Below are 13,007 nucleotides of genomic sequence, written 5' to 3' on the forward strand. Positions count from 1 at the left end.
AGCCGCTCCTTTCATAAATTCGGGTTGATTTTGTATTCGCCCAGCTGCGTGCCGCGCGCATCCATCACGTGCACGGCGCATGCGATACAAGGATCGTACGAGTGGATCTTGCGGATGATCTCAAGCGGCTTGGTTAGATCGGCGATCTTTAGCCCGATGAGGCACTCCTCGTAGCTTCCGCGCGCATTTGCGGCATCTTTTGGCGAGGCGTTCCACGTGCTAGGCACGACTGCTTGCCAGTTGGTTATCACGCCGCCCTTTATGCGGCACCAGTGGCTGAGCGCGCCGCGAGGGGCGTTGCCTTGGAAATTTCCTTTATACTCCTTGCCATTATCTATGACATACTTAGCGCAGGTTTCTTGATCGGTTTTTAGATTTTCTACTAGGCTATTAAAGGCCGTTAGCCCGTGATCGGCTACTAGTTTAGCCTCTAGCATCCTGGTTGCGGTTCTGCCTAGCGTAGAAAATACCGCCTCAAGCGGAAGTCCCGTATCTTTTAAAAATTTATCTACGATCTTTACCACGCGCTCGTTGCCTTTGGCGTAGTTTATGACGATACTGGCAAGAGGCCCCACCTGCATCGGTTTGCCCTCATAGCGAGGGGCTTTGATCCAGCTATACTTGCCCTTTTCGTCAAAGACCTTGGTATCTACCTCTTTGCCGTTGCCGCCCAATGTTTTCATATCTTTTAGGCCGGTGTAGTTTGGCTCGGTTTCGCCGTCATATGGATGCAGCGGAGCCGGGTTTTTATACCATGCGCGAGTGGCTTCCTCGGTGATCTTGTCGCCGTTTACTTCATAAACCTTACTGATGTCGCCGTTTAGGATAACTCCGCCTTGGATCAGGTACTCGTTTTTGCCGACTAAAAACTCGTCGTAAGCAAATAAATTTGACACGCCGACGTCTTTTAGTACGCTTGGCTCGCTGCCGTAGGCTTTAGCCGCCATGACTAGATCGGGATAATACGCTCGGTTGATAAAATCGGCCGCTTCTTGAAATTTGGTTAGATATTCGCCTAGTCTTGCAGGATCTAGCAAGTCCATCACGCAGGTTACGCCGCCTACGGTGAGACTTTGAGGATGAGGCTGTTTTGCGCCGAATATCGCCATCATCTGCGCTACCGTCCTTTGTATCCTTAGGCACTCTAAATAGTGAGAAAGCGCGATCAAATTTTGCTCGGGCGTAAATTTATAGGTCGGATGACCCCAGTAGGCGTTGGCAAAAGGCCCTAAATTTCCCTTTTTTACGAAGGCCTCGACGCGCTCTTTTACCTCTTTTAGCTTATCTGCGCCCGTAGCGTAAGGCGTGTCGCAGTATTTAAACGCCTCATCGCTAGCCTTGCGCACGTCCGCGCTTAGAGCCGAGACCACGTCTACCCAGTCAAGCCCGTGAAGCTGATAAAAATGCACGGGATGATCGTGCATATAAAGGGCGTTGTTCATCAGGGTGCGCGTTAGCTGCGCGTTTAGCGGAGGGACGATACCTAGCGCGTCCTCGACGGCCATGATGCCCGCGCGGTAGTGCGAAAACGTACAAACGCCGCAAATCCTCTGCGTGAAAAATCCCGCATCCCTCGGATCGCGCCCCTTTACGATCTGCTCTATACCGCGCCAAAGCGTCGAGCCCGAGTAGGCCTCTTTAACTACGTTATTTTCATCCACGACGACCTCTACGCGCAGGTGGCCTTCTATCCTAGTTATGGGATCAATTACTATTCTTTGTTCGCTCATTTTTACGCCTCCTCTTTGTCTTTAGCAAAAATGCTTATCGCGGCGTGCGCTGCTATACCGATGCCTGCGAGCGCCAGCACTCCGATGCCGATTTTATCGCTAACGTTATCGGCGCCTAGACCCAAAACGGTGTTAAACAGCCTATCTGCCATCGGCTCCTCAAAAGGCCCCATAGTATCCCAAAAATCAGGCTCCGAGCAGCCTATACAGCCGTGGCCTGCTTGCACCGGCCAGCTGGTGTGCTGATTAAATCTCTCGCGAGAGCAGTTATTAAACGTATATGGGCCCTTGCAGCCGACTTTATAGAGGCAGTAGCCGTTTTTTGCGCCCTCGTCGCCAAAGGTTTGCACGAACTCGCCCGCGTCAAAATGCCCCCTTCGCTCGCATAGATCGTGGATCCTAAGCCCGTATGCCCATTTTGGGCGGTTAAATACGTCAAGCGCGGGTAAAGTGCCAAAAAGTATGTAATGAAGGACGTTGCCCACGATATTTTTCTCGCTGGGAGGACAGCCCGGGACGTTTATAACGGGTTTTGAGGTTACTTTTGATAGACCGACGGAATTTGAGGGATTTGGCCTTGCCGCCTGCACTCCGCCGAAGCTCGAACAGGTGCCAATAGCAAATATCGCCGCGGCGTTCTCGCTTGCGTGTTTTGCGTGATGAAGGCCGCTAAGCCCCAAAGGACCGACGGTTAGATAGTTTTCCGTATCGCCCGTAGGTATGCCGCCCTCAACCAGTAGGATGTATCTGCCTTTGTATTTTTCGATCGCGCTTTCTAAATTTTCTTCAGCCTGCCAGCCTGCCGCCGCCATCACGGTTTCATGATACTCAAGGCTAATGTAGTCAAAAATAAGACTATCGATCGTAGGCGTATCGGAGCGAAGCAAGCTCTCGCTGCATCCCGTGCACTCGGCCATATGTAGCCATATCACGGGCAGTCTATCGCTAAGCTCGGCAGCCCTAGCCACGGTTGGCGCCATAGATGCCGGTAGCGCCATAAACGCCGTCATCGCGCCCGCCCATTTCATAAAATCGCGCCTGCTAAATCCGCTTTTCTTTAAAGCTTCGCCGATCGATCCGTTTTTTAGAGTCGGAAGCGCAGCAAGCACGTTAAGCCGTTCGTTTATCCTAACCAGGACGTCATCTCTCATGCTCTCTCCTTGGGGTGAAATTTGCATTTTGGCATGTTTGATAACAGAGTAAATTTGTCTTTAATCATTATCAAATAGCTTTAAATATTGAAATATTACAACTAAAATTTAAAATTCTATATTTAGTAAAAGAACTAGTTTTAATAATTAAGTATATTGTTATTTTAGTGATATTTTTGCAAAGAAAGCTCTAAAAATAATTAAAGTATAAAAAGATAGATTTGACAAATTATTTTTATATTTTGATATTTTAAAATCAAAATCGCCCTATTTCTTAATTGGTTTCAAAGCTTTAAAATTTGAAATACAAATTTACGGCGTCAAATTTTACTCTGGCCGCTTTGCATTTCTAAAATTCGCGCGCTTATTTGCATTATCTGCGCAAACACCGCTCCCTTTTGCGTCTCAAGCGAGGCCGCCATATCTTTTGCGTATGGATTTTTGCTCGCTTTTACTCGCTTTATCGCGGCCTCAAGCTCTTTTAGTCGTTTTTGCAGTTTTTCTAGTTGTTTTTTTAGGATATCGGCGCTGCTTTCGCCGCTAGGCAAATTTGACGCGCCGCTGAGAGAATCTGACGCGCCGCGCAAGATATCGCCCCTATCGCCGCTTTGCAAATTTACGCTTTTTAAATTTAGCGCGCCCGCGTTTAAATTTGCCACGCTAGCCGCCGCAGAGCTTTTGCCGACGCTCATCAAATTTGAGTTTAAATTTATGTTTAGTTTTACATCCATCGCCGAACCTTTAAATTTAAAGGTATATCGGCAAATTTGAGTAAAATTTAAGGCGCAACCGTAAATTTCGCTCTTAAATTTATGGATTTTACTTAGGCTCGGCAAAATCGCCCAAATCCCGCCGAGCCCAAAAACTCAAGCGACCGAATTTATTCCTTCGGCGCTATCATATCCTCAGGCACCACCCACGCGTCAAATTCCTCGGCGGTTAGTATGCCAGATTTTATCGCTTCCTCGCGCAGCGTCGTGCCGTTATGGTGCGCGGTTTTGGCGATCTTAGCGGCATTTGCGTAGCCGATGTGCGGATTTAGCGCGGTTACTAGCATCAGGCTCTCGTGCAGTAGCTTGTCGATTTTAGCCTCGTTTGCCGTGATACCGCAAGCGCAGTGTTTCTCAAAACTGTTCATCGCGTCGCTTAGCAGGCGGATGCTTTGGATGAGGTTGTACGTAAGCACCGGCTTAAAGACGTTTAGCTCGAAGTTGCCCTGGCTTGCGGCGATGGAGATCGCGACGTGGTTGCCCATTACTTGCGCCGCCACCATCGTGACGGCTTCGCACTGTGTCGGATTTACCTTGCCCGGCATTATCGAGCTTCCCGGCTCGTTTTCGGGGATGTTTATCTCGCCGATGCCGCATCTTGGCCCGCTTGCTAACCAGCGCACGTCGTTTGCGATCTTCATCAAATTTGCCGCCAGGCCGTTTAGTGCGCCGCTTAAAAACACCTCGGCATCGTGGCTGGTTAGGCCGTGAAATTTATTCGGATGGGATTTAAATTTAAACGCCGTGCCCGTTAGCGTATTTAGCTCATCGCTTACCATCTCGCTAAATTTCGGGTGCGAGTTTAGCCCCGTGCCCACCGCGGTGCCGCCGATGGCAAGCTCCTGCAAAAACGGCATAGTAGCTAGGATCTGCGCCTTGCTCGCCTTTAGCATATGCGCGTAGCCGCTAAATTCCTGCCCGAGCGTGAGCGGTGTGGCGTCTTGCAGGTGAGTGCGGCCGATCTTTACGATCTTTGCAAACTCAGCGGTCTTTTTATCCAGCGTCGCTTCAAGCTTTTCTATCGCGGGCAGTAGCTTTTTTTGAAGCTCGAGCACAAAGGCTATTCGCATCGCCGTAGGATAGGTGTCGTTTGAGCTCTGGCCTTTATTTACGTGATCGTTTGGGTGCACAAATTTTGCGTCTTTGGCGTCCAGCGCCGCCTTATCGCGGAAATTTAGCCCCAAAATCTCCATCGCGCGGTTTGAAACGACCTCGTTTAAATTCATATTCGACTGCGTGCCCGAGCCCGTCTGCCACACGACTAGAGGGAAATTTCCGTCCAGCTTGCCGTTTAAAATTTCATCGCATGCCTGCGCGATCGCCTCGGTGCGAGGCTCATCTAGGCGGCCCAGCTTGCGATTAACCAGCGCGCACGCCTTTTTTAGGTAGGCAAAGCCCTCTATGACCTCTCTTGGCATCGTCTCCAGCCCTACTCCGATCTTAAAATTTTCATGGCTGCGCTGCGTCTGCGCACCCCAATATTTCTCATTTGGGACCTTCACCTCGCCCATCGTGTCTTTTTCTATTCTGTACTCCATGCCTTTATCTCCTTTACTTAAATTAGTATTTGAAATTATATATCAATTATCATAAATTTAATCTTTCGAGATTTTACGCGCAAATTCGATATAATCGCGAAATGAAAAGAGTTTTAGCTAAATTTATCAAATTTTCCGCCGCCTTTGCCCTGCTTTGCTTCGTAGCTTTTTTGGCGCTTGATTACGCTTATCCGCTTGACACGAAAGCGCTAAAGCGGGAAAATTCGCTCATACTTTTTGATAAAAACGGCCAAATCATAGCCCTTCGGCCTAGCAGCGACGAAATTTGGAGATTTGAGGCTAAAGACGTCCCGCAGACGCTAAAAGATAGCGTTATTTTGTTTGAGGATAAATTTTTTTATTACCATATCGGCATAAATCCATTTGCCATGATCCGCGCGGCCGCGCATAATCTCACGCACTCTAACCGCATCGGCGCATCCACGATCACGATGCAAGTTGCGCGCATGATGAAGAGAGATGAACGCACCTACGCGAATAAATTTAAAGAAATCTTTACCGCGCTTCAGCTTGAGTGGCACTATAGCAAGGACGAAATTTTAGATTTTTATTTTAACCTCGCTCCGTATGGCGGAAATATCGAAGGCGCGGCGGCTGCGGCGAGGTTTTATTTCGGCAAAGACTTGAGCGAGCTTAGTATCGCCGAGTGTGCGCTTTTAAGCACGATCCCAAAAAACCCCAACGCCAACCGCTTAGATAAAAAATCAAACATCAACGCGCTAAAAAACCGCGCCATCAAGCTGCTTTATAAAGCCGGCGCGATAGATCAAAGCGCATTTGCTAGAGCACAAAGGGAGCCATTTAAAAATAAACGCTACGATGCCGTTTATAAGGCCAGGCACTACGCCGCGCAAGCTCTAAAAAACGGCGTTACGCACTCGAGCTTAGATCTAAATTTGCAAATTTTACTTGAAAACGCGATAAAAAATACCGCAGCCTCGCTAAAATCAAAAGACGCAAATAACGCCGCCGGGATAATCATCGACAACAAAAATATGAGCGTGGCCGCATACGTAGGCTCGCACGACTGGCGCGCTGCGCAGGGGCAAAACGACGGCGTAACGATGAGCAGAAACGTGGGCTCCACGCTAAAGCCGTTTATATTTTCTCTAGGACTCGACGAGGGTTTCATCACGCCAAAAAGCCAGATGATAGATACAGAAATTTTCCTCGGAGAGTACGCGCCCAAAAACTACGACAGTAGGTTTTTCGGCATCATCTCGGCGACCGAGGCGCTAGCGCTCAGTCTAAATATCCCCGCCGTTAGCCTAAACAACAAGCTTGGCGAAAACTCTCTTTACGAGCTGCTTTCACGCGTGCATTTGGTGAGCCGTCCGAAGGAATTTTATGCAGATAGTATCGCGCTTGGAAGCGCGGAGATGAGTCTGCTAAGCTTAGCCCATCTCTACACGATCTACGCAAACGGCGGCGAGCTAAAGCCTCTTGAAGTCGCAGGCAAAACGCTACCGGGCTACGGACGGCTAATCAGCCCGCAAAGCGCGTATCTAACCTCAAAGATGCTCTCCTCCGCCTCCCGCAGTTATCTTGGCGTCGCGTGGCAATACGCTGAAAATACGCCGCAAATCGCCTTTAAAACCGGCACCAGCTACGGCTCTCGCGATATCTATACGATAGGCGTAAATAGCGACTACACGGTTGCGGTGTGGTTTGGTAACTTTAACGGCAAAAAGACGCAAAATTTAAGCGGATTTAGCGACGCCTCGCGCGCAGTTTTTGACGTATTTAAGCTACTGGCTCAAAAGCAAAAACTGTCTTTCATGAGCGCTCCAAGCGGCATAGAGAGCAAGAAAACCTGCCTTGACGCGTTTAAATTTAAAGAGTGCAAAGACGAGGAAGACGACTGGCTGATAGAGGGCGTAGAGCTAAAAGACGTTTGCGAGAGTATCAGGAGCGAAGAGGTCGGGTTTTTACTCAAAAACGGCGCTATAACGCAATCAGACATCAAAGATAGTCCTTGTTATTATAAATTTAAAAGCTATAAACCACTCGTTGCCATGCCGACGAATAATCAAATTTTGCTAAGCGATGAGAATTTAACTAAAGTTATGCTAAAATGCTACGCTTATATCGGCGATGAGATATATCTCAAGATAGACGAAAACGAGTGGGAAAAAGTAAACAACGCGAGCGAAAATACGTTAAATTTAACGCAAGGCAAACACAAGCTCGGATGTCTAGACGAAAATTCAAATCTAAATGAAGTCAATATAGAAATAAGGAGGTTTTAATGAACTATAAACTCATAGGCTTAAGCCTAAGTTGCGTTTTGGCGGCAAATTTAAGCGCCTTTACGCTTGAGGGCGGAAGCAAAATTTTAGCAGGCGGCGCGGTGAGCCTAGACGTAGAGTACTCGCAAAAAGACGAGTCTTTAATCGGCAAGGTAACGCACAAAAAGATAATCGAGTGTTCGCCAGAAATCAGCGGCGCCTTTGAATACGGCTCGGACTCTATCTTGTTTTATCCAAAAAAACCGCTGGCAAAGGGCGTAAGCTACTCGTGCAAAAAGGGTGAAAGCAAGGTTAAAATTTACGGCGGAGATTTTGAGCTCTCGGGCATAACCGAGTACGCCAAAGATACCTTTTTAGCGGTATTTAACGACGAGGTTAGCGAGGAAGAATTTACGGCGAATTTTAAAATTTACGATAAGCAAAATTTGGCCAAGCAAAACATCAAATACAAAATCGTAGCCAAAACTCCTAAAAGCTTTCAAATAAAGCTACTTGAAAAAGGCGAAAATTTGGTATTTGCCGTCTCGAAAAATCTAAAAAGCAGGGCCGGCGCAAACCTAAACGACGACTACGAGGCGACTAACGAGCCTGAAGAACAAGAAAAATTCGTCGATAACGATAGAGCTAAAACTATGTATTTAGACGACGTCAAAGCCGTTAGCCTAGAGGGCGGCAAGCTAGGCATTAGGATATTTTTAAACGACTGGCTCGATACTTACAACCTAAATAAATACGTAAAAATAGACGGTATAAAAAATCTACAAGTAGGCGAACTGGAATACACCGATAACAGCGATACGAAATACTACCGCTACATCGATATAACCAGCGACGAACTAAAGCCTCAAACCGAGTACAAAGTCGCGCTAAAAAAAGGCTTCGGCGATGAGGATAGAATTTTGCGAGAAGATGCGGAGTTTAGCGTCAAAACCGGCGATTATAAGCCGTTTTTGGAATTTACCGATAAAGGCTCTTATTTATCTAGCGCCGGCGAAATCGGCGTAAAAGGCGTAAATTTAAACACCGCTAAAGTCGTCGTAGAAAAGCTAAAAGAGCCGAATTTAAGATACTTCTTAAATTTTACCCAAACTCCGCTTGATGACTACGTAGAAGAAGTCGCAAGCAAAAACTACGACCTAGGCGGCGCTCAAAACGAGATGCAAAAATACAAAATAAAGCTTGACTTTGCCGAGGGCGGAGATGGAGTTTATCTAGTCACGATCTACTACGATAAAGATAAAAGCGCCAAAAAAGCCGTCTATCTAACCGACATCGGCCTAAGCGCGAAAATTTCAAAAGACGAGGTGTTTTTATTTGCAAACCGCTTGAGTAAAAACGAAGTCGTCGCAAACGCGGACGTTAAAATTTACTCTGCTAAAAATAGCCTCATCGCAAGCGGTATCACAAACGACGAAGGCGTGTTTAAATTTAACAAAAAAGACATCGGCAAAGACGTAGCAAGCGCGGTCGTAACGCTAGGCAAGGAGCAAAGCTTCATCGCTCTATCGCAAAACAAACGCCTAAACGAGGAGTCGAATTTAGACGTTCAAGATAGAAGCGAAATTTACGACGCTTATTTGCATTTTGCCAGCGACATCATCCGCCCGCAGGAAAACATAAAAGGCGAGATTATCATCAAAAACGCGCTGTTTAAGGGGCTAGCAAATATGCCCGTTAAGCTACAAATCAAAGATCCGCAAAATAAAACGATCCTAGATAAAAGCGTAAATACTACAGAGCTTGGCGTCATAAATTTCGACGAGCCGGTAAACTCGGGGCTAACGGGCTCGTTTAGGCTTGAGATAATCTTTGCTAACAAGCTCATAGATAGCTACGACTTTTCCGTAGAGTCTTTTACCCCCCAACGCATCAAAAACGAGGTTAATCTCGAAAAAGAAATTTACGCTCTAGGCGACGTTATGGACGTTAAATTGCAAAGCGCGTATCTTTTCGGCGGCGCGGCGGCAAATCTAAAAGGCGACGTAACGATAAATCTATATCAACAAGACTACAAAAACGATAAATTTAAAGATTATAAATTTAGCAACGACGAATACGCCGCAAACGGCCTAGACCAAAGCGTCAAGCAAGTAGAACTAGACGATGAGGGCAAGGGCGAAACCGTATTTAAGCTGGAAAATAAATCCAAAATCGCAAGCGTTTTAAAAGGTGCGGCGGTCTTTAACATAAACGACGACGGCAAAAACGTAAGCGCCAGCAAGAACTTTAACGTTTATCCGTTTGACGCGATGGTGGGAGTAAAAGCAAACGATACCTACATCGACTCAAACTCTAAACTGACGCTAAATTTGGTAAGTATCGATCCGTTTAAGGACGAGGAAATAAAAGACAGGCAAAAAGCTATCGAGATAAAAAAAGAAATCTGGGACTACAACTACGATAAAGACGGCTATCTAAGATGGCACAGCCGCTACGAAAAGGTCTTTAGCGATACTCTTAGCGGAAACGAATTTATCTACGACTTTAAGCAAAGCGGCGATTACGTCGTTACGGTTTCAGACATCCTTAGCGGCCATTCGGCGAATTTAAACATTTACGTCAGCGGCTGGGACTACGGCGAAACGCTACAGCCGACAAAAGAGCTGGCAAAAGCCAAAATCAAGCTAAACAAAAAAATCTATAAAAAAGGCGACGAGCTAATAGCAGACGTAAGCTCCGTGCTAAAAAGCGGTATCGCTATAGTCACGCTAGAATCGGGCGACGTCAAAAAATATAAAGTCGTAAACGTCCAAAACAACGTCGCAAGCGCTAAATTTAACCTTGATTTCGACTTTGAGGGGCTTTACGTCACGGCCTCGGTCGTGCGCGTAGCAGACAACGATACTCTGCCGTTTAGAACCTACGATAAAATCTACGTAAAGGCCGATAAATCCTACCGCAGAGCAAATACGCTCATAGAGGCGCCAAAAACCGTAAGGTCAAACTCTAAATTTAAAGCTAGCGTAAAAACCGAGCCAAACGCCGAGGTTACGATATTTGCCGTCGATGAGGGCGTACTGCAAATCACCAACCAAAAGCTAAAAAGCCCGCTGGAGTTTTTCGATACGATTTTAAACGACGGAGTGCTTGATTACGACTTTTACGCAAATTTAAGCGGATTTAAAAAAGACGGCAAGGTGCTAAGCTTCGGCGGCGACGCGGCGAAGGCTCTTTTAGAAATGAGGATGGCAAAATTTGCTAGCCCGGTAGATAAGAAAAATATACAAACCTATATCAAAATGCAAACTGCAAAAGCGGGTGCCGACGGCGTAGCAAATTTCGAGATAGAGGTACCTAGCGACTTTAACTCCGAGATAAATTTAGCCGCGCTTAGCGTCGCCGGCGATAAGCTAGGCTTTAGCGTAAATGCCATAAAGGTCAAAGACGATATCATCCTAAAACCGACTCAAACGGCGTATCTTATCGAGGGCGATAAGATAAACTACTCGCTAAGAGTGATAAACACGACCAAAGAGCCCAAAAAAGTAGCCTTAAGCCTAGATACCAACCTAAACGCGAAACTAGGCGTAGATAGTATCGAGCTAAAACCCGAGGAAAACGCTAAGCTAAATTTCACGGTCGATGCTAACGCTACGGGCAAAGCGTATATAAATTTCACCGCAAACGACGGCAAAGAGGGCTACTCCTACTCGCAAAAACTAGACGTCATACACGCCTATCCGCTAAGCACTTATGCTAAGACGTTTTACGCGAGCGAGAAAAAGACCTTTAAACTGGACGAAGAGTTAAACGATATCACGATAGACGCTTCAAGCTCTATCAAAGGCGTGCTAAGCGCAAATAGCGATAAACTCGTAAATTACCCTTACGGATGCGCCGAACAGCGCTCTAGTAAGCTTTTTGAGCTAAATTTCCTAGTACTTGGAGGCGGCGACTCTAAAGAGGCTAAAGCAAGAGAAGCCGACAGAAAAAGATTCGTCCTTTCCGGCATGCAAGACGTAATCAAAATGCAAAAAACAGACGGTAGCATCGGCTACTGGAATCAGCTAAGCTATACAAACAACTTCGCTTCCGTCTACGCTATCGATATGCTACTGACGCTTGAAAAATCGGGCTTTGTGCTAGATAGCGGAGTAAAAAGCAAGGCTCTTGGCTGGCTTAGGGATTTTGATCCGGTAAATAATTTCCAAGCGCTATACGCCGCATACATCCTAAGTACGCAAGGCAAGCTAGATAGATCAAAACTAAACGCGCTTTACGATCAAAAACGATACGAAGGCGGCGCGTTAGAGGGTTACTTGATGGCCGCTACGCTTAAAAACGAAGGACTAAACGAAGAGAGCAAGAAGGTGCTAAAAGGGGTCGGTAATAATTTCTTTAACGAGCAATCAGACGATCCGTCAGATTTTGGCTCAAGCGTGAGAAATAAAGCCTTTATCCTGCTTCTTCACGCTAATCACTTCGAGAAAAACGAATTTAGCGACTCTTTAGCCGACTTTTTGATAAAAAACGTAGACAAGCTTTACTCCACGCAGGAGCGCGCGTTTACGCTAAGGGCGCTAAGAGCCTATATCAAGGACGTCTCGAGCGAGAATAAATTTAAGCTCATAGCAGACGGCCGCGAGCTAGACTTTAGCGGCAGAGGCGCTATCAACGTCACTCCTAAAAAGCCTGAAATCACCATCGTGCCGGAGGGTAACGCTAGCGTGTATCTAGGCGTTAGCGCATCAGGCTATAAAAAGCTAGGCGTAAATCATAAATTTGACAAAAGAGGGCTTGATATCTATAGAACTTTCGTCGATAAAGACGGCAAAGAGATAGATATTAATGCGCTTAAAGTAAACGACGTCATCTACTCTAAACTTACGCTAAGAACGGATAAATTTATTAGAAACGGCGTGATAAACGAGACGATTAGCCCTTGCTTTGAGGTGATAAACGAAAACATCGTACCAAACGCAAGAACAGGGGATACGAAAAGCTCTTTAACGCTCGAGCACCAAAACATTGAGGACGATAGGGTTTTGAGCTTTTACAGTCTTTACTATAAAGACGATAAAAATACGCTTTATACGCCTCTTCGCGTAGTTATGAGCGGTAAGTGCATGCTACCTGCGGTCATCACGGAAAATATGTACGACGAAAGCATGAGCGACTACGATCTATCTCAGCACGAATTTATCGTCAAATAGTCCTTTGCGGAGCGGTTTTTTAGCCGCTTCGCTTTCTTTGTCTAATCTTAAAAATAACCCGTTTTAAACATCTTATTAGCAAATTTGTAGTAAAATCCGACATTTTTTAAACGATTATTAAGGATAAAATATGGCGGAATTTTACGACGCAAAAGAAGTAGAAGATAAATTTTATAAAATTTGGGAAGAGCGCGGATATTTCGAGATAGACGCGAACAAAAACATCCGCAAAGACGGCCGTAAATTTTGCATCATGATGCCGCCTCCAAACGTAACTGGCTCGCTTCACATCGGGCACGCGCTAACCTTTACCCTGCAAGACATAATGACGCGCTACAAAAGAATGGACGGCTACAAAACGCTGTGGCAGCCGGGGTTAGACCATGCAGGCATTG

At 46.3% G+C, this 13,007-nt stretch carries 7 protein-coding genes; 3 read left to right on the top strand and 4 right to left on the bottom strand.

Annotation, left to right across the window (positions count from 1 at the left end; all coding sequences use genetic code 11):
• Positions 1 to 11: 11 nt before the first annotated feature.
• The 4 genes from Q0218_RS01835 to fumC all read right to left on the bottom strand — a co-directional run bounded on the left by Q0218_RS01835 (position 12) and on the right by fumC (position 5,189).
• Positions 12 to 1,730: a nickel-dependent hydrogenase large subunit gene (locus Q0218_RS01835; RefSeq protein ID WP_297965713.1), complete on the bottom strand. Its 1,719-nt coding sequence runs from the start codon at positions 1,728 to 1,730 to the stop codon at positions 12 to 14.
• 2 nt (positions 1,731 to 1,732) lie between these two features.
• Positions 1,733 to 2,881, bottom strand: a complete 1,149-nt coding sequence (locus Q0218_RS01840) for a hydrogenase small subunit (protein WP_297965715.1) — start codon at positions 2,879 to 2,881, stop codon at positions 1,733 to 1,735.
• Between the two features lie 320 nt (positions 2,882 to 3,201).
• The gene (locus Q0218_RS01845; protein ID WP_297965717.1) at positions 3,202 to 3,612 is read right to left on the bottom strand and encodes a hypothetical protein; all 411 of its coding nucleotides are present in this window, start codon (positions 3,610 to 3,612) and stop codon (positions 3,202 to 3,204) included.
• A 149-nt stretch (positions 3,613 to 3,761) separates the two neighbouring features.
• Positions 3,762 to 5,189 carry a class II fumarate hydratase gene (gene fumC, locus Q0218_RS01850; protein ID WP_297965719.1) on the bottom strand — a complete coding sequence of 476 codons (1,428 nt, stop codon included), beginning with the start codon at positions 5,187 to 5,189 and terminating at the stop codon, positions 3,762 to 3,764.
• 101 nt (positions 5,190 to 5,290) lie between these two features.
• On the opposite strand from fumC, the gene pbpC reads away from it, so the two are divergent.
• The 3 genes from pbpC to Q0218_RS01865 form a co-directional block, all read left to right on the top strand.
• On the top strand, positions 5,291 to 7,459 hold the full coding sequence (gene pbpC / locus Q0218_RS01855; protein ID WP_297965720.1) for a penicillin-binding protein 1C: 2,169 nt from the start codon (positions 5,291 to 5,293) through the stop codon (positions 7,457 to 7,459).
• A complete protein-coding gene (locus tag Q0218_RS01860; protein ID WP_297965722.1) occupies positions 7,459 to 12,612 on the top strand; it encodes an alpha-2-macroglobulin family protein in 5,154 nt (1,717 codons plus the stop codon). Before pbpC ends, Q0218_RS01860 begins: the two co-directional genes overlap by 1 nt.
• Positions 12,613 to 12,742: 130 nt before the next feature.
• On the top strand, positions 12,743 to 13,007 hold a 265-nt coding region (locus tag Q0218_RS01865), incomplete at its 3' end, for a class I tRNA ligase family protein (RefSeq protein ID WP_297965724.1).

Origin of the sequence: uncultured Campylobacter sp. (assembly GCF_938039245.1) — a bacterium.
Taxonomy (GTDB): domain Bacteria; phylum Campylobacterota; class Campylobacteria; order Campylobacterales; family Campylobacteraceae; genus Campylobacter_A.

What these genes read in the sequence shown, in the direction of transcription:
- Q0218_RS01835 (WP_297965713.1), bottom strand. Translation starts at nt 1,730, where the DNA reads ATGAGCGAACAAAGAATAGTAATTGATCCCATAACTAGGATAGAAGGC.
- Q0218_RS01840 (WP_297965715.1), bottom strand. Translation starts at nt 2,881, where the DNA reads ATGAGAGATGACGTCCTGGTTAGGATAAACGAACGGCTTAACGTGCTT.
- Q0218_RS01845 (WP_297965717.1), bottom strand. Translation starts at nt 3,612, where the DNA reads ATGGATGTAAAACTAAACATAAATTTAAACTCAAATTTGATGAGCGTC.
- fumC (WP_297965719.1), bottom strand. Translation starts at nt 5,189, where the DNA reads ATGGAGTACAGAATAGAAAAAGACACGATGGGCGAGGTGAAGGTCCCA.
- pbpC (WP_297965720.1), top strand. Translation starts at nt 5,291, where the DNA reads ATGAAAAGAGTTTTAGCTAAATTTATCAAATTTTCCGCCGCCTTTGCC.
- Q0218_RS01860 (WP_297965722.1), top strand. Translation starts at nt 7,459, where the DNA reads ATGAACTATAAACTCATAGGCTTAAGCCTAAGTTGCGTTTTGGCGGCA.